The following is a 21,758-nucleotide window of genomic DNA, read 5'->3' on the forward strand; positions in this document are numbered from 1 at the left end:
TTCATGGATAAAGCAATCATTGATATTTATTACTGCCGCCAGTGCAACTGGATGTTGCGTTCAACTTGGCTATCGCAAGAATTACTGCATACTTTTAGTGAAGAAATAGAAACAATCAGCTTACACCCAGACACAGGTGGTCGCTTCGAAATTTTCTGTAATGGCCAGCAAATTTGGGAACGGAAAAAAGACAGCGGCTTTCCTGAAGCCAAGGTGCTAAAACAGCGCGTTAGAGACATTATCGACCCAGAACGCGATTTAGGACATTCAGACACAAAATAGGGAGCAATTCGCTCCCTATTTTTTACTTAGTAAAACCGTTAAATCATGGTTTGTGCTAATACTTCGCCTTCTGGTGTTTTTACCGTTAGCTTATTGCCTTCTAGAGTACCAAAGCTTCTCGGTAAGCCATTACGTGGGAATGTCATCGAGCCTGGGTTGAATATAATGGCTCCATCTTGCATCTCTGCGACGGGAACATGTGTATGACCGTGGGCGATGATATCACCTTCACGTAGTGGCGGCCGTTTTTCAGAGTTGTACAAGTGGCCATGAGTCAAAAAGATTCTCTTGCCAGATTCAAGTAGCACCCATGAGTAATCCATCATCATTGGAAACTTCAATAGCATTTGGTCCACTTCACTATCACAGTTGCCACGTACAGAAATAATTTGATCACTGTATTGGTTCAATAAGTCTGCTACCTGTGGAGGGTTGTAGCCTTCTGGAATAGGGTTTCGCGGCCCATGGTTTAGCGTATCTCCTAGCAAAATCAGGTGGTGCGCACCAGAGGCCAAAAATAGATCAATGGTTTCTTTAGTTGCTGGCAAAGAGCCATGCAGGTCTGAGGCAAAAAATAGTTTCACGACATCGTCTCCTCAAAAAGTATGAGGTCATTCTACGGCATTTTTTTAGCAGCTCAACCTACGACGGTTTGAATACTACTGATAGCGCAATGATTCAATGACCATAGGCAAAACATAGAACCATGCTGCATACGCTGTTCCAACCAACACCAGTATCCAAAACACCATCGACATAAATTTTGATTTGGCTAGATGGTGCAGCGGATCGGGCTCTCCGCATCCTGGACATGCATGAGCGCGTTTTGAGATTTGTTTCTCACACACGGGGCAAGAGACTAAAGGCATGATACAGATTCCTCGACATTAGGCTTAGGGCGCAAAGAATAATGGTGAATCAACACATATGCAACCTAACATATATTAAATATTTTAGTTCTTTGTAACAGTCGCTGACTTGAGAAAAAATTCGTTGATTTTTCATTTATATCAACCTATTACACTTCTTCTCGCACCATACCATTGATGACAATATTGTTATAACTCACCATCCCAATGACTTCGCCACTTTCAATGACCGGCGCTCTGCTTATGCCAAATCGCTCAAACAAACGGGCACAATATTTTACGTTCATATCTGGTTCGACACACAAAGCGGGCTTGGTCATGATTTCATAAATATTTGTGCGCTGAGGAGAACGATTATTCGCCAGCACCTTTTTGGCGATATCATTCATCAACACAATGCCATATTCATCATTATCATCTCGCTTTTTCACCACCAGCGCTTTGACTTGGTATTTTTTCGCTAGCGTTATGCCTTCGTATACGGTCATCAGTCCATCAACCATCACATACGTTGCCGCCATAACATCTCGAACTCTAATTATCGTTTGATCACTCATAATTCATCCTCGACTACTTTGGTCAATGTCTCGACTTGATGCGCGACACCGACTGCATCTTCAATATCGATCTGAATAGCAATCCCCTGCCCCGACTCTCTGTCGAATTCACCAACCTCATTAATGGTTTCTAATATGTGTCGAGAGAGATGTTCCTCGACCACAAACAGCAGCACATCTTTTTGCACTTCTAGCGTTAAACCAAAAAACGTTCGCTTTTGATTTAAACCTTGCCCGCGAGCATTGTTAATCACTGTTGCACCGGTCGCACCAGCATCGCGTGCAGCGTCCAACACCTTGTCTGTTTTGCTGTCTTCAACAAACGCAAGTATCAATTTAAAGCGCATTTTCTTCTTCCTCCGAGACGTTTTTATTCAGCCACTGGGTTATTTGCGCATAGCCCATCACAGAGATCATAGGAAATAGACTGGCAAACGCGATCAAGCCAAAGCCATCAATCATTGGGTTTCTTCCAGGGACGGTCGAAGCAAGCCCTAACCCTAATGCAGTTACAAGTGGGACAGTGACGGTAGAAGTTGTTACGCCTCCAGAATCGTAGGCGAGTGGAACAATAAGCTTAGGAGCGTAAAACGTTTGAATCACAACGACGATGTAACCCGCGATGATGTAATAATGAATGGGATCGCCCACGACAATCCGGTAACTCCCTAATGCAATACCAATTGCCACCCCAAACGCAACGGCTACGCGCAAGCCGTTAATACTGATACTGCCTCCAGAGACTTGGTTTGCTTTTATCGCTACAGCGATTAAAGAAGGCTCTGCAATCGTGGTACTAAAGCCTATAAAAAAGGCGAAGGTGTAAACCCAATAATAGTCGACCCACATTAAGGCTTTCCCTACAGATACTTTGAACTCTTGTAAAAACTCCGGCGCCGTTAATTGCACAGCCATCGTCTCCCCAAGTGGAAACAACGCCATTTCTAATCCAAGTAAAAAAAGAGCTAGCCCGAAAATCACATAAACGAACCCAAGCAAAACTTTCTTAAGGTTGCTAACAGGACGCCTTAACACGGCTAACTGAAAACCAAAAATAATGCTGGCGATGGGAACGACGTCTCTAACGGTCGATAATAAAGTATCTAGGAAATGATCAATTGAAATCATGTTACGACCATTCCGTAAACCATCACAAACATCATCGGTAACAGCGAGGCAAAAGCGATTAGACCAAAGCCATCCACCATAGGGTTACGCCCTTTAATAGCAGACGCTAAGCCGACGCCCAGTGCAGTGACCAAAGGTACTGTTATGGTGGACGTGGTTACACCTCCGGAATCGTAAGCGACGCCAATAATGGCTTCAGGTGCAAACCACGTCAGTATTACAACGCCTACATAGCCACCAATGATCATGTAATGAATCGGCCACCCTTTTAAGATACGCAAAACGCCGATAACGATGGCTATCCCCACTGAGAGAGCTACTGTTACTCGAAGTCCTTCTCCGTAATCCTGCATGGACTGCTCTGAGTTAGCGATCATTCCGCCCTCTGCCGCAACTTCTGAGGCTTCTTCCGCTACCGCGGTTAATGCAGGTTCAGCTATCGTGGTGCCAAACCCCAAACAAAACGCAAAGACTAATAACCAAAACACGCTGCCTTTTTTTGCAAAAGCTTGAGCCATACTCTCTCCGATAGGAAAAAGACCAAGTTCTAGGCCAAAGATAAAAAAGGTTAATCCTAAAACGACAAGCAACAAGCCAAAAAGAATGGAGACCAGGTTGGGCAGCGGCTCTTGCAAAACGACTAATTGGAAAAAAGTGATAACAATGATGATGGGTAATAAGTCACGAGCACTATTGAGGAGCGCTCGAAAAAGCGCAACAAATGCTTCCATGCCTATCCTCCTTGATTGTGCAAACTGATTACGCTCGTTCCAATGAGCGATAACTTCTAGTCTGGCATAGATTTCACTCTTCTACCGTGAATGCACTAGCGCCATCTATAACATTTAGTTACATATTTTCTAATATGTGAAGTTAATAGTATCTCTGCCAGCTTGTCACTATCCCAGAAATAATGGTGTTGAGATGATCAAGCTAAGCACAAAACGACTATAATGTTCTAATACGTGTACATTCAAAGAGATAACATGAAGATATTACTCACAGGTGGCACTGGGTTTATTGGCTCGGAGTTGCTCAAGCTGCTATCAACTCACCAAGTTATGCTACTTACACGCTCTCCAGAACGAGCAAAACAACGCCTACAGCATGCTGATCTGGGTAATATCGAATACCTTGACTCGCTCGAGTCGTTCGCCGATCTCAATCACGTTGATGCCGTCATTAATCTTGCAGGTGAGCCTATTGCGGATAAAAGGTGGACCAGCGAGCAAAAAGAAAAAATCTGCAAAAGTCGTTGGAAAATTACCGAGCAAATTGTTGAGCTGATCCACGCAAGTACCGAACCTCCCTCTGTTTTTATTAGTGGCTCGGCAGTTGGCTACTATGGTGATCAACAAGACCATCCGTTTGATGAGTGCTTACATGTTAATAGCGGCGACTTTCCTCACGAGGTTTGTGCAAAGTGGGAGCAAATAGCCAAGCGCGCAGAGTCGGAGCAAACTCGGGTTTGTCTAATGAGAACTGGCGTGGTACTCGGCCTTAATGGTGGTGCGTTGGCAAAGATGCTATTACCTTACAAGCTTGGCGTAGGCGGCCCACTTGGGAACGGTAATCAGTACATGCCTTGGATTCACATCCTAGATATGGTCCGCGCCATCATGTACTTGCTTGAAACACCACATGCCCACGGTGCATTCAATATGTGCGCCCCCCATCCTGTGACTAATCGTATATTCAGCGGCACACTAGCTAAAACGCTAAAACGTCCGCATATCTTGTTCACGCCTAAATGGGCGATGGAACTCCTAATGGGAGAATCTTCCTGCTTATTGTTCGATAGCATGAGAGCCAAACCCAAAAAACTCACCGAACTGGGCTTTAAATTTAGCTACTCCAGAATAGAGCCAGCACTCAAGCACTTGCTTCATGAACGGAGCTGATGAATGATGGCTCTAATCAAGGTTTCTGAGTCTTAAATTAAATTATGAAAAAGTCGATTCTTATTACGGGTTGTTCAACCGGCATCGGTTACGTGTGCGCTCACGCCCTACAAAACAAGGGATTTAATGTCATTGCATCTTGTAGGAAAGAACAAGATGTCCAGCGCCTAATTAATGAAGGGCTAACCTGCATCAATCTAGACCTAAATAGCCCAGAAAGCATTTCTTCGGGCGTGAAGCAAGCGCTAGAGTTAGCAGAAGGTAAGCTTTACGCAGTGTTCAATAATGGTGCCTATGGTCAGCCCGGAGCACTGGAAGACTTACCCACCGAGGCTCTTCAAGATCAATTTCAGACCAACTTTTTTGGTTGGCACCAGTTGGTCAGAGAAGTGCTTCCCCATATGCGCCAGCAAGGCGAAGGACGCATCATACAAAACAGCTCTGTTCTTGGTTTTGCCGCAATGAAATACCGTGGTGCCTATAATGCATCAAAATTTGCCTTAGAAGGCTGGACAGATACGCTCAGGCTAGAGCTTGCGGATACGAATATCAAAGTGGCATTGATAGAACCAGGACCGATCGAAACTCAATTTAGAAACAATGCATTACGAGCCTTTGAGAAGTGGGTTGATATTGAATCTAGCCCCCATCGTCATGCTTATGAAGGACAAAGAGAGCGACTCAACAACGACAAGTCTAATAATCGATTTGTTTTGCCTGCAGAGTCTTGCATCGCACCAGTTCTTCATGCATTAACTAGCGTTTCACCGAAAATTCGTTATCGAATTACTACACCGACTAAATTATTCGCAGTCTTGAAAAGACTATTACCAACCCGTGTACTTGATAAAATTTTGCGACAGGCTGCATAAAAAAGTTTTGTCGAAATGTAATTTCACCGTAACAATGTGATGTCATTATGAACATGTAGGTTAAAAAAACCTCAACTAAACGAATCAATTTCTACGCAATTCAGCGGGGATTCTTTCGCCCAAAGTGATTGAGTTGCTTAGATTTGGTATCGCCACCCATTACGTTTTGTAGCAATGTTTATACTACTGCGAGGCAACAATGACATTAAATCAGCTTAACTGGCTTAGTGTGGGTGTAGTGTTGACCATGTTCATCCTATTTTGATACCGCACTAACAAATAGCATTAGAATTGCGCTGCTTCGGCAGCGTTTTCTTTTTATCTAACACCTGAGCAGCAATAACCTCACTCTATTACCTCACGTTTTCTCAAAATAGAATGATTCATTATTGATGGTGAATGTCGCTTGAATTTCACCTAAATCAACTCCATATCTAATATCAACGACAAGACACAAGGCAAGGATACTCTGATGCAATCCCCATTTATCGTTGAGATAACAGAACAGAACTTTCGCGAAACGCTTGAAGGATCAATGAACACGCCCGTTTTGATCCACTTTTGGGCCAACGCTCAGCCAGAAAGCGCACAGATACTCCCTGAGTTGCAATCTCTTGCTCAACAGTACAACGGTGCATTTACGCTTGCTCTACTAAATTGTGAAGATCAGCCCGCTTTAGCGTCTCAATTTGGCGTGCAAGTATTGCCAACTATCGCGCTGTTTATAAATGGTCAAGCCGTCGATGGTCTGGGAGGCCCCCAACCAATTGATGCCATTGCTACCATGCTACAAAAGCATTTGCCAAGCCCAGATGAACAACTATTAAAACAAGTCAGTGAACTTCTTCAGCAAGGTGAGCATGCTCAGGCTTTGAGCATCATCCACACTTTGCCGCCAGAGCTGCAAGAGCGTGGTGATGTGAAACTCGCGATGGCTGATTGTTTGCTAGAAACCAAACAATTTGATATTGCCCAAGAACTACTGAACGCTATCCCTCTCGAGTATCAAGATAACTACTACAAGAGCCTAATAGCCAAGCTCGAGCTGCATTTGCAGGCTGCAGATAGCCCTGAGTTACAGCGACTAGAACAAGCATACGCAGCAGACATGGCAAACTTCGAACTCGCTTGTGAATTGGCGGTACAATACAACCAAGTTGGTCGGGATGAAGAAGCGTTGGAACTGCTGTGGAATATTCTTAAAAAAGACTTGGGCGCCCAAGACGGTGACGTGAAGAAGACTTTTATGGATATTCTCAGTGCGCTAGGTCAAGGTAACGCATTAGCAAGCAAATATCGTCGCCAGCTTTACTCAATTTTGTACTAAGCGCCGCATTCTTCTAGGAATAAGACAACAAAGGCCGGGATTTCCGGCCTTTGTCATATAAAAAACCAATAACCTCTCAAAGGTCTCAGAACTTCAATTGTCTATTGTCTATAAATAGGTAAAAATGGATCGAACATTATGCACTTAAGGGAATAACTCATGCCAATTGATTCACTGATCACCATCGGTATTTTCGTCGTTCTTGCTGTTGTTATCTTATCTTCAGCCATTAAAACGGTTCCGCAAGGAAACAACTGGACAGTTGAACGCTTCGGACGCTACACCCACACATTAAAGCCGGGTTTAAACTTGATCATTCCATTCGTTGATAAAGTTGGTCAAAAAGTAAATATGATGGAGCGCGTTCTCGATATTCCTGCGCAAGAGGTCATTTCAAAAGATAACGCTAACGTGGTTATTGACGCTGTCGGATTTGTTCAAGTGATCGATGCTGCCAAAGCGGCTTATGAAGTCAACGATTTAGAACACGCTATTAGAAACTTGACCCTTACCAACATTCGTACCGTTTTAGGTTCAATGGAACTGGACGAAATGCTGAGCCAACGCGACATGATCAACTCTAAGCTGTTGGCGATTGTTGACCAAGCAACAAACCCTTGGGGCGTAAAAGTCACACGAATTGAGATTAAAGATGTCCAGCCACCAGCCGATCTGACCGCTGCAATGAATGCGCAAATGAAAGCCGAGCGTAATAAGCGTGCGGAAATTCTTGAAGCAGAAGGGGTTCGCCAAGCTGAGATATTAAAGGCCGAAGGTCATAAACAATCAGAGATATTAAAAGCTGAAGGCGAAAAGCAGTCTGCTATTCTCCATGCAGAAGCACGTGAGCGTGCCGCGCAAGCAGAAGCAAAAGCGACTTACATGGTTTCCGAAGCCATTGCAAAAGGTGACATGCAAGCCGTCAATTACTTCATTGCACAGGGTTATACCGAAGCGATCAAGAGCATTGGTCAAGCCGAAAATGGTAAAATCATTATGCTTCCATTAGAAGCAACCGGACTAATGGGCTCGGTTGCAGGGATAGCAGAAATGTTTAAACAGCAAGATAAAGAATAATTTATGGGCTTTTTTAGTTTGTTGGAAGGTATCTCTTTCTGGCATTGGCTAGCGTTTGGCTTTGCTCTTTTAGCAGTTGAGCTACTTGGTACCGCAGGGTATTTTCTCTGGCTCGGGATGTCTGCACTTATCGTTGGAGCCATCATGACCGTTTTGCCAATGAGCTGGCAATTGCAATGGCTTTGCTTTGCAAGCTTCAGCTTAATCACCACCTGGCTTTGGTGGCGACGACAATGGTCTAAAGACAAGCAAGAAGACCAAGAAAGAGATCTGAACCAAAAGTACAAGCAGTTAATTGGGCGTACTCTTATCCTTGAAGAAGACTTTTCCGTCGGACTCAATCGCATCAAGGTAGCCGATACCACATGGTCCGCACAATCGGATCAAGCACTTCCAGCCGGTACCCGCGTAAGAATCACCGATGTTGAAGGTATTATTTTAATCATTGAGCCTGATTCTAATTAATTTATGCCAAAGTAATGGGGCAAATCATGCTCCATTACTTTAATCTAAACAACTGCTTTCATTTCATTACCTTAATTAAAATCGAGAAAAAAATAAGTATTAGTAATATTATTAATACCCTACCTACCATTTCCTATTATTTAATTATTCAACACACGACAATCAATAAGATAGAAACATATCTAGGTAAATTATCGATCTAAATTTATTTTAAAAAATAAAACTTTATTGAATTATTTTTTGATCTTTTTATCCTCGGATACATACTTAACGCATAAGCATTTAAGTTGAGTGCTTTTTATTTGGTAAGTAAGAGGATGTACTATGAATAAGCTTCTCTTTTTAATGATGTGCGGTATTTTTTCTTTTTCTTCCTTTGCCTACAACAACGGAAACGGCGGTACAACTAATTTGGGACCTATAGTCGAATGTAAGATGCCAAGTGGCGACGTTACGAATATTCCAAGTGAAATGTGTCGATTTAGAGGTGGGGAATGGGAATAGTAAAGAAGTAAGAGCTTAGTTTGATATAAGAGCCCTATTCAACCTTGCCTTTCTGCGTAGTCACGGTTTATACAAGTACGTAGATATTTAAAGTTTATATTAAGGTGATGATTATGAGATTTTTATCTGGTCTATTAGTAATATCTTTTGCCATAATTCCGTTAACCACTCATGCTAATGGTGCATCCGGTGGTCGTACGTTAGGCCCAGAGATAAAGTGTGAGTTGCCAAACGGTAATGTACATATGTTGCCACCGTTATATTGCAAAATATACGACGGCCGAGAAGTGAAATAGAAAAGGAGCCTAGCGGCTCCTTTTATTATCTCATTAAGTATTAGTGGAAGCTGTAAGGGATAAGAACTTGTAGACGTAAGTCTGTTTCATCCGCATCGCCAGCACCTGCGTACTCATCACGTTCTAGGATTGTACCGTGTAAACGAATGGTAGAACCTTTAAGCGCGCCACTCTGTAGTGAGTAAGATACTGTTGCGTTAACTGCGTATTCGCTTTCGTAATCCCAGTCACCTGATGCTCCGCTTGCTGCAGAGTCAGCGCCAGTACCGTAACCAAAGCCTAAGTAGTAGTTCCAGCCGTTACCTTGGTTGTAAGATAGACGGTTGTACCATGCTAGCTCACCCGCTTTGTTCCAGTCAGACAGCGCGTCCCACCACTGAGACCAAGTACCATTGTTCATACCATATGTATGAATAGTACGAGGAACGAAGTCCGCACGGTTATCTGTGTCTGTGTAGCGCAACTCAGACATCCAAGCTAGCTTGCCGAAAGATTGATTCAAAGATAGACCAGTGTGGAAACCTAGACCATCGTATTTCACATCATCGTCAACACCGTAGAAATCAAATGCTAGAGTTGTACGGTCACTAACAGTGTACTTCAAGTAAGCCTTGTAAGAAGTGTTGTCAGTTTCGTTGTGGTAGCTAGTTACTTGACCTGCACCCCAGTCAACACCATTTGCATATTGAACGCCAGTAGCTTGACCCAAACCAAGTTGCATAAACAGGCTGTCAGTTAGGTTACCATTTAGACCTAGAGAGTGTAGGTAGCTCCATGACGTGTCAGACCAAAGCGCTGGTGCGTAATCATCTTCGTGAAGCAGCCAAGGTGCTGTAAATTGGTCTGCGCCAAAGTAGCTTAGGTTGAAATCACCAAGTTTAGCGTTCAGTTCGAAACCACGGTAAGTACCAGGTACAAAGCTCCAAACGTTACCGATTGTACCGTTACCACCAGCCTGTAACATACCGAAACGAGCATTAAAGTTTTCGTTTGCTTTGAATTTCAGCGCTGCTTTGTAAACTTTAAGCTGCTGACCATCACCTGCACCCCAGTCTAGGTTGTTACAAGTTGAGATTTCGTTACATAGGTAGCCTTCGTTTGAATTGTAAAGACTATCGTTGTAAAGATCGCCAGAGTAGTAAGCCGCAACATCTGCGCCCACCCAACCATCGTGGTAGCCAGAAGTGAAGTCTAAAATTGCGTTGTAAGAAGAGTAGTTTAGACGACTCCAACGGTCACCATTTTCACCGCCGGGCTTACCTGTTGTACGAGTTCGTGAACGAGTATCAACTATGAATAATGCATTCAGACTTGAGTCTTGCATAAATTCGTTCACTTTCTCTACGTACTCGCCACCTGCTGCACTTTCAGTAGACGCTGTAGCTGGAGCGACAGCAACAACACCAAACATTGCTGCGGTTAACGCTGAAACCTTAAAAAATTTGTCCATGGAAAAACTCCTAAAAATGGATATAGCTGTATTTTTCTATCTCACCTTTAGTTGGCCGCCGAAGGAGAGAAGTAAATTCCTGATCAAACCTCATTATTTCTAATTTGGCTTTTTTTAGTTCCTGCATACACACCGTGTATCCACGTGATTAAGACTAACTTCGCAGCTAAAAACATCCAAATGGAACTTATTTTTTTTCTAAAAAAATATGAGCCACTCCAAAGTTCCATATAACTTATTGATCCAGATCTTATTTTTAACAACATCAACACAACACAATAAATTATTATTTAAAATCAAACACTTAAATTGAACTTAAAAGTATCAACTTGAAGTCACTCGCAGACTAAAAAAGCCAAAAAAACCAATAACCCAAGGTTCGATCTTGATCACTGAAAAGAACAAAGGCATCAATTACTCAATAAAAAAACACTTAATTGTGAACAAGAAAAAGCCCCGCATGCTTACCATACGGGGCTTTTAGTTATTTTTTAGCTTTTTTGAGAAGACTTAATTCATCAGTTCGAGTAAGTCTTGTTCTGTTTTAATTTCGATACCCAGTTCTTGTGCCTTTGCGAGCTTCGAACCTGCATTTTCACCAGCAAACAAAATATCGGTTTTCTTAGAAACACTACCCGTCACTTTAGCCCCCAGTGCTTGGAGGGCTTCTTTGGCTTCTGTACGCCCCAGTTGAGAAAGTGTTCCCGTTAATACTACTGTTTTACCTTCTAATGGTAATTCCCCCACCTGCTCAGTAGTATTAATCTCTGGCCAATGAATTCCTTGTTCAAGCAAATCTTTAACCACCGCTTGGTTCTGTTCTTCACTAAAGAAAGTCGTAATATGTTGAGCAACCACAGCACCGATGTCTTGCACTTCAATCAACTGCTCTTCGGTAGCATTTTGGATCGCTCCCAACGTTTTAAAGTGCATTGCTAAGTTTGCTGCGGTTGCCTCGCCAACTTCACGGATCCCCAGTGAATACAAAAACCGAGGTAAAGTTGTTTCTTTGGATTTTTCTAACGCATTCACAATATTCTGCGCAGACTTTGGCCCCATGCGATCTAGTACGGTTAAAATCCCCGCTGATAACTTAAATAAGTCAGCAGGAGTTTTCACCATCTCACGATCAACAAGCTGCTCGATCACTTTATCGCCTAAACCGTCAACGTCTAACGCTTTACGAGAAACAAAGTGTTTTAGCGCTTGTTTGCGTTGGGCTTGGCAAACTAAGCCCCCCATACAACGTGTTACCGCTTCTCCTTCGATCCGCTCAACATGCGAACCACAAACAGGACACTGAGTTGGGAAAACAATATCTCGAGCTGTTTCTGGTCGACGCTCTTTGATGACAGATACGACTTGCGGAATAACATCGCCAGCACGGCGGATCACAACGTGATCACCAATCTTGACCTGCAGACGTTCTATCTCATCTGCGTTATGAAGCGTCGCATTACTTACCGTTACCCCGCCAACAAATACAGGCTCTAGCTTAGCAACAGGTGTAATCGCACCAGTGCGACCGACTTGGAACTCCACTTCATTCAGTGTCGTCATTTCTTCCTGTGCTGGAAATTTGTAGGCAATCGCCCAACGTGGAGCGCGAGCAACAAACCCCAGACGCTCTTGCACGGCAATATCGTCAATTTTAATAACGACACCATCGATCTCATAAGGGAGGGCATCACGACGCTGCAATATATCTTGGTAGTAAGCTTTTACATCCGCCAAGCTTTCAACTCGCTTAGTTTCCGGACACATTGGCAGTCCCCAAGATTTGATTTGCAAAAAGCGTTCGTAATGACTTGCTGCCAATTCTGCGCCTTGCACCACGCCTACACTGTATGCATAGAAGCTAAGCGGACGAGAAGCCGTAATACGTGAATCCAATTGTCGTAAGCTACCTGCCGCAGCGTTACGTGGATTCACAAAGATTTTCTCGCCTTTCTTCCTTGCTAATTCATTGAGCTTTTCAAACCCAGCTTTCGGCATAAAGACTTCACCACGAACTTCAAGACGATTTGGCCAGTCATTACCCCTGAGTTTTAAAGGAATAGCTTTAATCGTACGCACATTCTCTGTGATGTTTTCACCCGTAGTACCATCGCCTCGAGTGGCCGCCTGAACTAACACGCCATTCTCATATAACAAACTTACGGCGAGTCCATCCAATTTAGGCTCACAACAGTATTCTTTCACACTCTGGCTGCCCACGCGCTCTTGTGCGCGCTTGTGGAAACTATCGAGTTCACTATCATCAAACGCGTTATCAAGCGAAAGCATCGGTACTTCATGTGTCACTTGGCTAAACGCAGAGAGAGGCTGTCCACCGACACGTTGGCTTGGCGAGTCTACGGTTATTAAGTCAGGGTTCTCAGATTCAATATCCAGTAACTCTCGCATTAAACGGTCGTACTCGGCATCAGGGATCTCTGGGTTATCTTCCACGTAGTAACGCACAGCGTGGTAATGCAACGACTCTTTTAGTTCTTCTAGTCGCTGAAGTACTGATTCAGACATAGTAAAGCCCCGTGTATTTTCAATCGGTGAGGTTGGGAAATCCAAGAAAAAGGGCTCCATCCGGAGCCCTATTATTATTTGCTGTTAAGATTATGCGTTAGCGGCATTAAACTCAACTATTTGACGTCGATAAGATGCTAAACGATCTGGCGTCATTAAGTTGCGCTGGTCATCAAGTACGTTACCACCTAAATCATCAGCAATTTGCTGCGCAGTTCGGAGCATTAAGTTGAAGTTCTGTTCAGCCTCGCCATAACAAGGCAATGTCATGAAGAATGAAATACCCTTCGTTGTAAACTCAGCAGGATCAGCATGTTCAAACGTACCAGGGTGCATCATATTAGCGACGCTAAACAGCACTTTGCCGTTACCGGACAAGTCGACATGACGGTGGAAAATATCCATCTCGCCATAAATTAGACCGTTTTGTTGCATACTTTCAAATAAAGCAGTACCAACAAATGGCTCTTCACCAGCACAGTGCACATTCAATACAATCACTTGCATTTCAGGTTCTGGCTTTGGCTCTTCCTTAGGCTCTGCAACGACAGGCTCACTAACCGTTTCGACTTGCTGTTCTTTCTCCGTAATATCAAACGCGGCGGGAATAGCGTCTTCTTCCACAGCGGGCTGGAATGGCTCTTCAGCTACTGTTGCTTGAACAACAGGCTCAACGTCCTCTTCTTTATCTTTTTCTGCAACAAATGAAGGGATGTCATCCGGCTCCTGCTGCGTCTGTTTGACTTCAGATGGGCCACCGAATAACGGGTCAGATTCAAACTTGTTGTCGAAAGAATTCGCCATCCCAAAATCTGGTTCTTTGCGATCTTTGCGAATGATCTCAAAGTCATCTTCAGGAGCGGGAGCGAAGTCTCGTTCTTTCTCAACAAGATCATTTTTGTCTTCTTGGTCAACATCCAGCTTACCAAGTGGCTTGTTACCAAACTTTGCTTTGCCTTCTTTTTTACTGCTCCATAAACCATGAAACAGTAATGCCGCGATGGCTAATGCGCCAACAACAATGAGTACGAATCGCAATTCCTGCATTATTTACTCTCAATATACTTGTTTTTACTACTCGCAGTTCCTTGAGCAGCAACCCAAGTGCAATAAATCTGAATGATACGTTTACTTTACCAAAACTATATGTAGATTTAGAACAACTTAATGCAAGAAGTTCCGTTTTTTGTTGTGATTCTTGCCACGATTCCACTTAACAAGACGTCATTTGTCAGGGCATTGAAAGAAAAGTCCTCACAGGTACAATGAGTTTTCATTTACACGAAGCCAAAATAGACATGAAGCAAAACAATCAGCAGAGAACCGGGTTCGGTTATTTTCTATACGGGATACAATTGGCACTTGCCCCTAAAATCAGGCGCTTTGTCATCTTACCTCTACTTGCAAATATCTTGCTTGTAGGTGGTGCCATCTTCTATCTATTTTCAAACCTTAATATATGGATAGAAGGCTGGATTGGGCAGCTGCCTGAGTTTTTATCCTGGTTAACTTACATTCTTTGGCCTTTACTCGCTCTGACGATACTCGCTACCTTCTCCTATTTTTTCAGCACGCTCGCGAACTTTATCGCCGCGCCATTCAATGGCCTCTTGGCTGAAAAAGTGGAAGAGTACTTAACGGGACAAAAAGTAAATGATGATGGTTTCACTGCCGTCCTGAAAGATGTTCCTCGCGTTTTAGCTCGTGAGTGGAGAAAGCTCCTTTACATATTACCTAAAGCAATAGGCCTATTCCTATTATTGCTCATCCCTGCCCTTGGACAAACAGTAGGCCCATTTTTATGGTTTATCTTTACCGCCTGGATGCTCGCGATTCAATATTGTGATTACCCGTTTGATAACCATAAAATCCCATTTAACGACATGCGTTACAAATTGAAACAAAAGCAAGGTAAAGCCTATGGCTTTGGTGTGTTGGTTTCAGTATTTACAACGATTCCAATTTTGAACCTCATTGTCATGCCTGTAGCAATATGTGGTGCAACCGCGATGTGGGTCGCGGAGTTTAAGCACCAACGATAGTCGATTAGAGATTAAGGAAAGGGATCAGCGCCAGCTTTTCCCTTTTCTTTTATCAAGTTCTGGGCCAACCTAATAAGATATAACTTTTTAATCCTTTTCCCTTTTTTTCATACCGCATATTCTTCTATCCATATTCACACAACGTGTAATGAAGGAACATCACTATGAGCAAAATCTACGAAGATAACTCTCTTACTATTGGTAATACACCTCTCGTTCGTCTAAACAAAGTAAGTAAAGGCAAAGTTCTCGCAAAAATTGAAGCGCGTAACCCTAGCTTCAGTGTTAAGTGCCGTATCGGTGCAAACATGATTTGGGAAGCAGAGAAAGCGGGCCTTCTTAAGCCAGGTGTAGAGCTTGTAGAACCTACCAGTGGTAACACTGGTGTTGCTCTAGCATTCGTAGCGGCTGCTCGCGGTTACAAGCTAACATTGACCATGCCTGAATCAATGAGCCTAGAACGCCGTAAGCTACTAAAAGCACTAGGCGCGAACCTTGAGCTGACTGAAGCGGCGAAAGGCATGAAAGGGGCGATTGCTAAAGCAGAAGAAATCGTAGCAAGCAACCCTGAGAAGTACCTACTTCTTCAACAATTTGACAACCCAGCGAACCCAGAAATCCACGAAAAGACTACGGGCCCTGAGATTTGGGAAGCGACAGACGGTGAAATCGACGTATTCGTTGCTGGTGTTGGTACGGGCGGTACTATTACAGGTACTAGCCGTTACATCAAAGGTGAAAAAGGCAAAGCCATCACTTCTGTTGCAGTTGAGCCAGCAGAGTCTCCGGTTATTGCACAAGCACTTGCTGGCGAAGAAATCCAACCTGCCCCACACAAAATTCAAGGTATCGGTGCTGGTTTCATCCCTGGTAACCTCGATTTAGACATTATTGACCGTGTTGAGCAAGTTACCTCAGAAGAAGCGATTGAGATGGCTCGTCGCCTAATGGAAGAGGAAGGTATCCTAGCTGGTATCTCATCTGGCGCAGCGGTTGTTGCAGCGAACCGACTTGCGGAACTACCTGAATTTGAAGGAAAAACAATTGTAACTGTCTTGCCAAGTTCCGGTGAGCGTTACCTAAGTACAGCACTCTTTGCAGGTATCTTTACCGAAAAAGAGAACCAACAATAATATGTGTTCAAATCAATTTTTAGTTTAAAAAAGCCCCGTTTAGGGGCTTTTTTGTTGATCCCTGCCCTACCTTTGGTAATATCAGGGTGTTTTATTTCTAGCTTCAAAATAAAGAAGCAGAACACAAAAAGGTTTCAAAGTGATTACGCACGCAAACAGTTGCGTAGTTACCAAACTTTTGACTAGTATCAGAACTGACGCGCTTTGAACTCTTCCCGTGCTAGCGCACAAGATGTAAAGCAGTTAAGCTAAAATCTGGTCACAAACTAACAAAAAAATACATTTATTGGGGTATATCACATGTACGAGAAGCAAGTAGAAATCACAGCAGAAAACGGCCTTCACACTCGTCCAGCTGCACAGTTTGTTAAAGAAGCAAAAGCATTCGACGCAGACATCACTGTGACTTCTAACGGTAAAAGCGCTAGCGCTAAGAGCCTGTTCAAACTACAAACACTAGGCCTAGTAAAAGGTACTCAAGTTACTATTTCTGCTGAAGGCCCACAAGCTCAGCAAGCAGTTGACCACCTAGTTGCTCTAATGGACCAACTACACTAATCCGGTCTCCTACTCCAGAAGCCATTTTGTGAAAGCAAAATGGCTTCGTTGGAAATAGGCTCAAAACTAAGCTAAAACTATTCGTTAGCGCACCCATTATTCTCCCGTTTTATAAAGTTGACCAAACTTAAGGTAAGGCTATGATTTCAGGCATCCTAGCATCTCCTGGTATTGCAATCGGTAAAGCACTACTACTTCAAGAAGATGAAATTGTCCTAAACACAAACACTATTTCTGACGATCAAGTAGAAGCTGAAGTTCAGCGTTTCTTTGACGCTCGTAACAAATCTGCAGCTCAGCTAGAAACTATCAAGCAAAAAGCGCTTGAAACGTTTGGCGAAGAAAAAGAAGCGATCTTTGAAGGTCACATCATGCTTCTTGAAGACGAAGAGCTAGAAGAGGAAATCCTAGCACTTATCAAAAACGACAAGATGACTGCTGATCACGCTATCCACTCAGTGATCGAAGAGCAAGCATGTGCTCTTGAGTCTCTAGACGACGAATACTTAAAAGAGCGTGCAACTGACATCCGCGATATCGGTTCTCGTTTTGTTAAGAACGCACTAGGCATCAACATTGTTTCGCTTAGCGATATCAACGAAGAAGTAATTCTTGTTGCTTACGACCTAACGCCATCTGAAACTGCACAAATTAACCTAGACTACGTGCTTGGTTTTGCTTGTGACATTGGTGGTCGTACATCTCACACTTCAATCATGGCTCGCTCACTTGAGCTTCCAGCTATCGTTGGTACTAACGACATCACGAAGAAAGTTAAGAATGGCGACATGCTGATTCTTGACGCAATGAACAACAAGATTGTTGTTAACCCATCAGAAGCTGAGCTAGAAGAAGCGAAAGCGGTTAAAGCAGCATTCCTAGCTGAAAAAGAAGAGCTAGCGAAACTGAAAGACCTACACGCAGAAACGACTGACGGTCACCGTGTAGAAGTTTGCGGTAACATCGGTACAGTGAAAGACTGTGACGGTATCCTTCGTAACGGCGGTGAAGGTGTTGGTCTGTACCGTACTGAATTCCTATTTATGGACCGTACTGCGCTACCAACTGAAGAAGAACAGTACCAAGCGTACAAAGAAGTTGCGGAAGCAATGAACGGTCAAGCTGTGATCATCCGTACTATGGATATCGGCGGCGATAAAGATCTCCCATACATGGATCTTCCAAAAGAGATGAACCCATTCCTAGGCTGGCGCGCTGTACGTATCAGTCTAGATCGTCGTGAAATCCTTCGTGATCAGCTACGTGGCATTCTACGTGCTTCTGCACACGGCAAACTGCGTATCATGTTCCCAATGATCATCTCTGTCGAAGAAATCCGTGAGCTTAAGAAAGCGATCGAAGAGTACAAAGAAGAGCTACGCGCTGAAGGCCACGCGTTCGACGAAAACATCGAAATCGGTGTTATGGTTGAAACTCCTGCTGCTGCTGCGATCGCACACCACTTAGCGAAGGAAGTGTCTTTCTTCTCTATCGGTACAAACGACCTAACTCAGTACACGCTAGCGGTTGACCGTGGTAACGAGATGATTTCTCACCTATACAACCCACTATCACCAGCTGTACTTACTGTGATCAAGCAAGTTATCGACGCTTCTCACGCAGAAGGTAAATGGACTGGTATGTGTGGTGAACTTGCAGGTGACGAGCGTGCAACACTTCTACTTCTAGGTATGGGTCTGGACGAGTTCTCAATGAGCGGCATTTCAATCCCTAAAGTGAAGAAAGTAGTTCGTAACTCTAACTTCGCAGAAGTGAAAGCAATGGCTGAAGAAGCCCTTTCTCTACCGACAGCAGAAGAAATCGAAGCCGTGGTAGAAAAGTTTATTGCTGAGAAAGCTCAGTAATCGGTAGTACCAAGTAATTCAATACTTAATGGCCATTAGACGGCGAAAAAAGTCGTCTAATGAGCTATATTGGTATACTATAATTCGACAGAATAAAACCAAACCTTAGGAGCATGACACAATGGGTCTGTTTGACAAACTTAAGAAGCTTGTATCTGATGACAGCGCTGACGCTGGTGCTATCGAAATCATCGCGCCACTTTCTGGTGAGATTGTAAACATCGAAGACGTGCCAGATGTTGTTTTCGCTGAGAAAATCGTTGGTGACGGTATTGCTATCAAGCCAGCAGGCAACAAAATGGTAGCTCCTGTAAACGGTACTATCGGTAAGATCTTCGAAACTAACCACGCGTTCTCTATCGAGTCTGACGACGGTGTTGAGCTTTTCGTTCACTTCGGTATCGACACAGTTGAACTAAAAGGCGAAGGCTTCACGCGTATCGCTGAAGAAGGTCAAACTGTTAAAGCTGGCGACACTGTAATTGAATTCGATCTAGCTCTTCTAGAAGAGAAAGCGAAGTCAACGCTAACTCCAGTTGTTATCTCTAACATGGACGAAATCAAAGAGCTAAACAAGCTTTCTGGTTCTGTAACTGTTGGTGAAACTCCAGTTCTACGTGTAACTAAGTAATTTTTACTTAATCGAACACGAAAAAAACGCTGCCAATGGCAGCGTTTTTTATTATCTGACTTTTTTCTGAGCGATGTGCATCGCTGAAACACGTTCAACTGAGCAAGCCTAGTGCTGAGCTCGGCCTTTGCTTCGCTTGAGCGAGTAATGCAGTTGTCGCATCTTGGAGCACTTGAGAACGCACCATTTCCGTAGATTCTCTTGCGAAGTCTGTATCTCTTATTCGACTCTTGGATTCTGTAACACTCCGATTCACAGTATTTAAGTTATCCATCGAGCCGTTTACACGGTTCTGAAAGCTGCCAATTTCACTCCGGTGCGAATCAACATACTTAATTGCTGCATCAATCACCCCAATTGAAAGCTGCGCCTTACCTGCCGTCGACATATCGATGTCATCCATTGTGACTAATTGACCAGCGCTCACATCAAGCTCATCCGCTAAACTCCCATCGAGAACCACACCCTCTGGCGCCTTCATCGTAGAAGCGAAGAATTGCAGTTCGTTGCTTTCCGTTACTGAAGCATTCACTATCGATTGTTGAGCATTGATGTAAGTGGCGACCTGTTCTATACGGTCACCCAATTTGAGTCCAATGGATTCCGTTTGGGTTTGCCCTTTACTGTCTTGGTATTCGACTTTGAGAGTTTGGTTATCTTTAGTGACTCGCCAATCTTTATCGACCGCATCACCAACATAATGCTGCCCTCCCATCTCTGGGATGTGGCTACGCATGTTACGTAACGTCAAAGAGATTGAATTAGCGTTCGCGCCAATATGGAAACTTTGTGAACCGTAAGATCCATCAAACAGGTTTTTATCCCCAAATGTTGTCGTAATCGCGACACGATCAAGCTCATCTTGCAGCGCTACGACCTCATATTGAATACTTTGCCGATCACTTGAGTCATAACTGCCGTTTGCTGCTTGAAGCCCCAGAGAGCGTAAGCGTTGCAATATGTCACTGCTTTCGTGCAATGCTCCCTCCGCTGTTTGAGCAACAGAAAAAGCGTCGTGCGCATTTCTTAAGGCGACATCAAGCCCTCTCGTTTGTACATGGAGAGTATTCGATATCTGTAAACCTGCCGCATCATCGCTCGCCGAGTTGATTCGAAACCCCGAAGTTAGGTTGCGTTGTGACTCAACATTTTGCGCAGCTGCTTGACTCAGGTGTCTCTGCGCCACCATCGCAGAAACATTGGAATTTAAAGAGATCATCTAATCGATATGAATGCCTTATCGAACATACTGTCAGGACACATCTGAATCGTTATAGCCAATAAGCAAAAAGCCAGGGATGAGCCTGGCTTTGGTTTCTTGCTTTGTTAAATTGATTAACCTAGCAGACTTAGCGCTGAGTTAGGCGCTTGTTTCGCTTGCGCAAGGATTGAGCTTGACGCTTGCGATAGAATTTGTGATTTGGTCATTGCCGTCGTTTCTTTCGCGAAATCTGTATCTTTGATACGGCTCTTCGACGCATTCACGTTCTCGTTAATGTTGTCCAAGTTGCTGATTGCGTGGTTGAAACGGTTCTGGAATGCACCTAGCTCTGCGCGGTGGCTGTCTACGTATTTCAGTGCCGCATCGATGATAGCAACAGATTCTTGTGCGCCACCAACTGAGGTTACGTCGATAGTATCTACTGTTACTTTTTTGCCTTCGCCTAAGCCTAGTTCACCAGATAGACCGCCTGAAAACTCGACCTCGCCCTCAACTTTGTTGTTGCCAGCGAAGATTTGCAGTTTACCGTCTTGGTCTACTGAGGCTTTCACTAGGTCAGTTTGGCCGTTAATGTAAGTCGCAAGCTCTTCGATATCGTCACCCGCCTTTGCGCTGATGTTGATTTCTTGCTCTTGGCCGTAGCTGTCCGTTAGGTTGATTTTTAGGTCGTTCTTACCTTCAGCAACGTTCCAGTCTTTACCTTTACCACTTTCAGCTTGGTAGCTCACACCGCCCATCATTTTGTTGTCTGAGCGCATGTCTTTTAGCTCAAGCATCACTGCTTCACCGTTATCCGCACCGATTTGGAACGATTTCGCACCGTGTGTGCCGTTTAGTAGCTTGTTACCACCGAAAGAAGTGGTTTCTGCGATACGGTTTAGTTCGTCGTTGAGCGCGGTCACTTCTTCTTGAATCGCCACACGCTCTGATTTCGAGTTTGAGCCGTTTGCTGATTGTAGAGACAAATCACGCATACGTTGAAGAATGTTAGTGGTCTCGTTCATTGCACCTTCAGCAGTTTGTGCAATCGAGATACCGTCGTTCGCGTTGCGAACC

24 protein-coding genes are annotated in these 21,758 nt (G+C 43.9%); 13 read left to right on the forward strand and 11 right to left on the reverse strand.

Features of this window, described 5'->3' with window-relative positions; translation table 11 throughout:
• Positions 1-3: 3 nt before the first annotated feature.
• Positions 4-282, forward strand: coding sequence for a SelT/SelW/SelH family protein (locus L3V37_RS13055; protein ID WP_005382088.1), 279 nt, complete (start codon positions 4-6; stop codon positions 280-282).
• Between the two features lie 38 nt (positions 283-320).
• Here L3V37_RS13055 and yfcE read toward each other — a convergent pair whose 3' ends face one another.
• The 6 genes from yfcE to L3V37_RS13085 form a co-directional block, all read right to left on the reverse strand.
• Entirely contained in the window at positions 321-866 is a 546-nt protein-coding gene (gene yfcE / locus L3V37_RS13060) for a phosphodiesterase (protein ID WP_047102892.1), read from the reverse strand.
• 75 nt (positions 867-941) lie between these two features.
• Entirely contained in the window at positions 942-1,151 is a 210-nt protein-coding gene (locus L3V37_RS13065; protein ID WP_005382086.1) for a hypothetical protein, read from the reverse strand.
• A gap of 149 nt (positions 1,152-1,300) precedes the next feature.
• Positions 1,301-1,708, reverse strand: coding sequence for a CBS domain-containing protein (locus tag L3V37_RS13070; protein ID WP_005382085.1), 408 nt, complete (start codon positions 1,706-1,708; stop codon positions 1,301-1,303).
• On the reverse strand, positions 1,705-2,055 hold the full coding sequence (locus L3V37_RS13075; protein WP_005382084.1) for a P-II family nitrogen regulator: 351 nt from the start codon (positions 2,053-2,055) through the stop codon (positions 1,705-1,707). The genes L3V37_RS13070 and L3V37_RS13075 overlap by 4 nt, the downstream gene beginning before the upstream one ends.
• Positions 2,045-2,836, reverse strand: a complete 792-nt coding sequence (locus L3V37_RS13080; RefSeq protein ID WP_005382078.1) for a DUF1538 domain-containing protein — start codon at positions 2,834-2,836, stop codon at positions 2,045-2,047. The genes L3V37_RS13075 and L3V37_RS13080 overlap by 11 nt, the downstream gene beginning before the upstream one ends.
• Positions 2,833-3,567, reverse strand: a complete 735-nt coding sequence (locus L3V37_RS13085; RefSeq protein ID WP_237306439.1) for a DUF1538 domain-containing protein — start codon at positions 3,565-3,567, stop codon at positions 2,833-2,835. Before L3V37_RS13085 ends, L3V37_RS13080 begins: the two co-directional genes overlap by 4 nt.
• A gap of 255 nt (positions 3,568-3,822) precedes the next feature.
• Here L3V37_RS13085 and L3V37_RS13090 point away from each other — a divergent pair, with 255 nt between their 5' ends.
• The 7 genes from L3V37_RS13090 to L3V37_RS13120 all read left to right on the forward strand — a co-directional run bounded on the left by L3V37_RS13090 (position 3,823) and on the right by L3V37_RS13120 (position 9,278).
• Complete coding sequence (locus L3V37_RS13090; RefSeq protein ID WP_237306440.1) at positions 3,823-4,737, forward strand: TIGR01777 family oxidoreductase; 915 nt, start codon at positions 3,823-3,825, stop codon at positions 4,735-4,737.
• 44 nt (positions 4,738-4,781) lie between these two features.
• The gene (locus L3V37_RS13095) at positions 4,782-5,609 is read left to right on the forward strand and encodes an SDR family oxidoreductase (protein WP_025766996.1); all 828 of its coding nucleotides are present in this window, start codon (positions 4,782-4,784) and stop codon (positions 5,607-5,609) included.
• Between the two features lie 472 nt (positions 5,610-6,081).
• Positions 6,082-6,936: a co-chaperone YbbN gene (locus L3V37_RS13100; RefSeq protein WP_005388628.1), complete on the forward strand. Its 855-nt coding sequence runs from the start codon at positions 6,082-6,084 to the stop codon at positions 6,934-6,936.
• A 159-nt stretch (positions 6,937-7,095) separates the two neighbouring features.
• The gene (locus tag L3V37_RS13105) at positions 7,096-8,013 is read left to right on the forward strand and encodes an SPFH domain-containing protein (protein ID WP_005382060.1); all 918 of its coding nucleotides are present in this window, start codon (positions 7,096-7,098) and stop codon (positions 8,011-8,013) included.
• Between the two features lie 3 nt (positions 8,014-8,016).
• Positions 8,017-8,478 carry an NfeD family protein gene (locus L3V37_RS13110; protein WP_237306441.1) on the forward strand — a complete coding sequence of 154 codons (462 nt, stop codon included), beginning with the start codon at positions 8,017-8,019 and terminating at the stop codon, positions 8,476-8,478.
• A 324-nt stretch (positions 8,479-8,802) separates the two neighbouring features.
• Positions 8,803-8,982, forward strand: a complete 180-nt coding sequence (locus L3V37_RS13115) for a hypothetical protein (protein ID WP_086046573.1) — start codon at positions 8,803-8,805, stop codon at positions 8,980-8,982.
• A gap of 113 nt (positions 8,983-9,095) precedes the next feature.
• Positions 9,096-9,278 (forward strand): hypothetical protein, encoded by a 183-nt coding sequence (locus tag L3V37_RS13120; RefSeq protein ID WP_021707681.1) that lies wholly within the window; start codon positions 9,096-9,098, stop codon positions 9,276-9,278.
• Between the two features lie 40 nt (positions 9,279-9,318).
• Here the strand turns inward: L3V37_RS13120 and L3V37_RS13125 are convergent, their stop codons facing one another.
• The 3 genes from L3V37_RS13125 to zipA all read right to left on the reverse strand — a co-directional run bounded on the left by L3V37_RS13125 (position 9,319) and on the right by zipA (position 14,298).
• Complete coding sequence (locus L3V37_RS13125) at positions 9,319-10,728, reverse strand: hypothetical protein (protein WP_005382055.1); 1,410 nt, start codon at positions 10,726-10,728, stop codon at positions 9,319-9,321.
• A gap of 510 nt (positions 10,729-11,238) precedes the next feature.
• A complete protein-coding gene (ligA, locus tag L3V37_RS13130; RefSeq protein WP_065274253.1) occupies positions 11,239-13,251 on the reverse strand; it encodes an NAD-dependent DNA ligase LigA in 2,013 nt (670 codons plus the stop codon).
• A 90-nt stretch (positions 13,252-13,341) separates the two neighbouring features.
• On the reverse strand, positions 13,342-14,298 hold the full coding sequence (gene zipA / locus L3V37_RS13135; RefSeq protein ID WP_065274252.1) for a cell division protein ZipA: 957 nt from the start codon (positions 14,296-14,298) through the stop codon (positions 13,342-13,344).
• A gap of 251 nt (positions 14,299-14,549) precedes the next feature.
• On the opposite strand from zipA, the gene cysZ reads away from it, so the two are divergent.
• From cysZ to crr, 5 genes are all read left to right on the forward strand, one after another.
• Positions 14,550-15,293 carry a sulfate transporter CysZ gene (gene cysZ, locus L3V37_RS13140; protein WP_025998633.1) on the forward strand — a complete coding sequence of 248 codons (744 nt, stop codon included), beginning with the start codon at positions 14,550-14,552 and terminating at the stop codon, positions 15,291-15,293.
• A 164-nt stretch (positions 15,294-15,457) separates the two neighbouring features.
• On the forward strand, positions 15,458-16,426 hold the full coding sequence (cysK, locus tag L3V37_RS13145; RefSeq protein WP_005382045.1) for a cysteine synthase A: 969 nt from the start codon (positions 15,458-15,460) through the stop codon (positions 16,424-16,426).
• Positions 16,427-16,726: 300 nt separating this feature from the next.
• Positions 16,727-16,984, forward strand: a complete 258-nt coding sequence (locus tag L3V37_RS13150; RefSeq protein WP_005382043.1) for an HPr family phosphocarrier protein — start codon at positions 16,727-16,729, stop codon at positions 16,982-16,984.
• A gap of 140 nt (positions 16,985-17,124) precedes the next feature.
• Complete coding sequence (ptsI, locus tag L3V37_RS13155) at positions 17,125-18,849, forward strand: phosphoenolpyruvate-protein phosphotransferase PtsI (RefSeq protein WP_005389298.1); 1,725 nt, start codon at positions 17,125-17,127, stop codon at positions 18,847-18,849.
• Between the two features lie 121 nt (positions 18,850-18,970).
• Positions 18,971-19,480 carry a PTS glucose transporter subunit IIA gene (crr, locus tag L3V37_RS13160; protein ID WP_005382041.1) on the forward strand — a complete coding sequence of 170 codons (510 nt, stop codon included), beginning with the start codon at positions 18,971-18,973 and terminating at the stop codon, positions 19,478-19,480.
• Positions 19,481-19,574: 94 nt separating this feature from the next.
• Here crr and L3V37_RS13165 read toward each other — a convergent pair whose 3' ends face one another.
• Together L3V37_RS13165 and L3V37_RS13170 are read right to left on the reverse strand one after the other, a co-directional pair.
• Positions 19,575-20,699, reverse strand: coding sequence for a flagellin (locus L3V37_RS13165; protein ID WP_237306442.1), 1,125 nt, complete (start codon positions 20,697-20,699; stop codon positions 19,575-19,577).
• 116 nt (positions 20,700-20,815) lie between these two features.
• Positions 20,816-21,758: flagellin (locus L3V37_RS13170; protein ID WP_237306443.1), on the reverse strand; the 943-nt coding region annotated here is incomplete at its 5' end.

The sequence above is a fragment of the Vibrio sp. D54 genome (genome assembly GCF_021728075.1).
Classification (GTDB): domain Bacteria; phylum Pseudomonadota; class Gammaproteobacteria; order Enterobacterales; family Vibrionaceae; genus Vibrio; species Vibrio alginolyticus.

Coding starts and splice junctions, on each gene's coding strand:
- L3V37_RS13055 (WP_005382088.1), top strand. CDS start 4: ATGGATAAAGCAATCATTGATATTTATTACTGCCGCCAGTGCAACTGG.
- L3V37_RS13065 (WP_005382086.1), bottom strand. CDS start 1,151: ATGCCTTTAGTCTCTTGCCCCGTGTGTGAGAAACAAATCTCAAAACGC.
- L3V37_RS13070 (WP_005382085.1), bottom strand. CDS start 1,708: ATGAGTGATCAAACGATAATTAGAGTTCGAGATGTTATGGCGGCAACG.
- L3V37_RS13075 (WP_005382084.1), bottom strand. CDS start 2,055: ATGCGCTTTAAATTGATACTTGCGTTTGTTGAAGACAGCAAAACAGAC.
- L3V37_RS13080 (WP_005382078.1), bottom strand. CDS start 2,836: ATGATTTCAATTGATCATTTCCTAGATACTTTATTATCGACCGTTAGA.
- L3V37_RS13085 (WP_237306439.1), bottom strand. CDS start 3,567: ATGGAAGCATTTGTTGCGCTTTTTCGAGCGCTCCTCAATAGTGCTCGT.
- L3V37_RS13090 (WP_237306440.1), top strand. CDS start 3,823: ATGAAGATATTACTCACAGGTGGCACTGGGTTTATTGGCTCGGAGTTG.
- L3V37_RS13095 (WP_025766996.1), top strand. CDS start 4,782: ATGAAAAAGTCGATTCTTATTACGGGTTGTTCAACCGGCATCGGTTAC.
- L3V37_RS13100 (WP_005388628.1), top strand. CDS start 6,082: ATGCAATCCCCATTTATCGTTGAGATAACAGAACAGAACTTTCGCGAA.
- L3V37_RS13105 (WP_005382060.1), top strand. CDS start 7,096: ATGCCAATTGATTCACTGATCACCATCGGTATTTTCGTCGTTCTTGCT.
- L3V37_RS13110 (WP_237306441.1), top strand. CDS start 8,017: ATGGGCTTTTTTAGTTTGTTGGAAGGTATCTCTTTCTGGCATTGGCTA.
- L3V37_RS13115 (WP_086046573.1), top strand. CDS start 8,803: ATGAATAAGCTTCTCTTTTTAATGATGTGCGGTATTTTTTCTTTTTCT.
- L3V37_RS13120 (WP_021707681.1), top strand. CDS start 9,096: ATGAGATTTTTATCTGGTCTATTAGTAATATCTTTTGCCATAATTCCG.
- L3V37_RS13125 (WP_005382055.1), bottom strand. CDS start 10,728: ATGGACAAATTTTTTAAGGTTTCAGCGTTAACCGCAGCAATGTTTGGT.
- ligA (WP_065274253.1), bottom strand. CDS start 13,251: ATGTCTGAATCAGTACTTCAGCGACTAGAAGAACTAAAAGAGTCGTTG.
- zipA (WP_065274252.1), bottom strand. CDS start 14,298: ATGCAGGAATTGCGATTCGTACTCATTGTTGTTGGCGCATTAGCCATC.
- cysZ (WP_025998633.1), top strand. CDS start 14,550: ATGAAGCAAAACAATCAGCAGAGAACCGGGTTCGGTTATTTTCTATAC.
- cysK (WP_005382045.1), top strand. CDS start 15,458: ATGAGCAAAATCTACGAAGATAACTCTCTTACTATTGGTAATACACCT.
- L3V37_RS13150 (WP_005382043.1), top strand. CDS start 16,727: ATGTACGAGAAGCAAGTAGAAATCACAGCAGAAAACGGCCTTCACACT.
- ptsI (WP_005389298.1), top strand. CDS start 17,125: ATGATTTCAGGCATCCTAGCATCTCCTGGTATTGCAATCGGTAAAGCA.
- crr (WP_005382041.1), top strand. CDS start 18,971: ATGGGTCTGTTTGACAAACTTAAGAAGCTTGTATCTGATGACAGCGCT.
- L3V37_RS13165 (WP_237306442.1), bottom strand. CDS start 20,699: ATGATCTCTTTAAATTCCAATGTTTCTGCGATGGTGGCGCAGAGACAC.